At 70.9% G+C, this 1,745-nt stretch carries 1 pseudogene; it reads right to left on the reverse strand.

Features of this window, described 5'->3' with window-relative positions:
- Nucleotides 1-1,607: pseudogene (locus E1288_RS46300) on the reverse strand (haloacid dehalogenase); the annotation flags it as partial.
- Nucleotides 1,608-1,745 lie beyond the last annotated feature (138 nt).

Here is a 1,745-nt window from a genome sequence, read left to right on the forward strand (position 1 = left end):
CCGGGTGGGGTAATTGGGTGGGACAGCAACTGCCGTGCTCGCCACAGACCGAGGCAGAAAGCGATGCCGCCCGCGGTGTTCCCCGCGGCCTGCCCCCGCGCGCACGCCTGGGCTGGGGGTGCCTGCAATGCGGCGATGGCGCCGACACCGCTGCCGCCTGCGGCCAGCAAGGAGCTGTCCTGGTCGACGCGGCGGGCGGTCCCGATGCCGTCGACGATCACAGCGGCAGCCTCCAGGTTCGGCCCGACCAGTATGTCGGCGCCCCAGGCCGGTGCCTCCCCGTCGCGGTACACCCCGATGCCGCAGTCGGATGCGCCCAGCGCCCCGCGGTTGCCGGACACCAGCAGCACCACCGCCCCGTCAGCCTGCAGGTGATGGACCGAGGCCATCAACCGCCTGCCGCTGTGCATCACCGCATCGACGAAACCGAATGCGGAGTCGGAGTGGTCGGTGGCCAGCACCAGGCGGACGCCGGAACGCCGGGCGGCCGCCGTCAGCGCCTGCACGCCCGGCATCGTCTGCGCAACTACCCCGGCCACGGCCTGGAGCCGGTGACCCCGCGCCAGTCCGAGTACCCGGTCGCTGCTCCGGCGCAACCGACCGGCGGCCTGCTGCCCGGTGCATCCGGTCAAGTCCAAGTCCTCAAGCGGGCCGAGGACCCAACCGTCGGCGTTGCGGTGCAACTGATCGGGCTCCGAAGGGTGGAAGAGTTCGAATAGGCGCTCGGTGATCGTCTCCGGTTCAGTCCCGGCCAGCGGAACCAGGTCCGCGAGTTCGTACCGGTCGCCGCGCAGCGCGTCCTCGTCCAGCACCACGGTGTCGACTTGGCCGAGTCGGCGCAACGCGCCTCGGTCCATAGCGATCGCACCGCGTCGGGCCAGGAACCGGCCGAGACTGGTTGCGAAGCCTTCCCTTCCGGCGTCGGGCGCCTTCGGTTCGCTGGCCAGCGCCACTGCCAGTCCCCGACGGGGCCCGGCGAACGGGCCTACGGCAGCGCCGCAGGACGCCCCTACGGCCATGGCCTGCTCGGTGTGCCGGGCGATGATGTCCCGGTGCGCTGGGCCGGGCCGCTCCACCACGATCGGCTCGGCCGCTGCGTCCTCCGGTCCGCGCACCAGGCGTGGTTCGGCCGCCGCCCAGGCATTGCGGTCCGCGTCGGCCTCGCGCCACTGCGATAAGCGTTCGGCGACGTCCAGGACCAGGCCGCCGCCGCGTGTGGCCACGCCCTGGGCGAGGGCACTGATCACCGGCAACACGGACTCGGTTTGTTCCCGACCGCGCAGTCCTTTCCCCACGAAACCCCGCAGCTTCGGGTGGAGCTGGATCGCCGTTGCCAGCGCACCCACCTCGGCGGGCAACGGCGTCCACGGCGACAGCCGGGTGATCGCCGAGATCAGGAGTCCGACGCCGTCTGCCGCCAATGCTGGGAGTGACTGCCGCTGGCGTGCCTCCTCGCTCGGGTGGTGCGGTTCTGGGCACCACTCGCCGTACTCGGCCTCTGCCGCAGCAGCGCGCGACTCGGCGCGTACGACGAGCCGGATCAAGTCCTGCAGCGGAGGCGGGGTGGAGGCAAGCTGCACCACTACCCGCTCAGAAGGCGCGTTCACCTGAGCCCACCGGTAGTTGTCAAGTCAAATTGAGACGGGTTGTGTTTAGTTGACTGGTTGCTGATCTTCGGTGGGTTGGTTGATCCAGGCCGCTTTGGGTAGTGCGGGTGGCCGGGGTCGGCGGGTGAAGCGTTCGGG

It is taken from the genome of Saccharopolyspora elongata, assembly GCF_004348985.1.
Lineage (GTDB): Bacteria > Actinomycetota > Actinomycetes > Mycobacteriales > Pseudonocardiaceae > Saccharopolyspora > Saccharopolyspora elongata.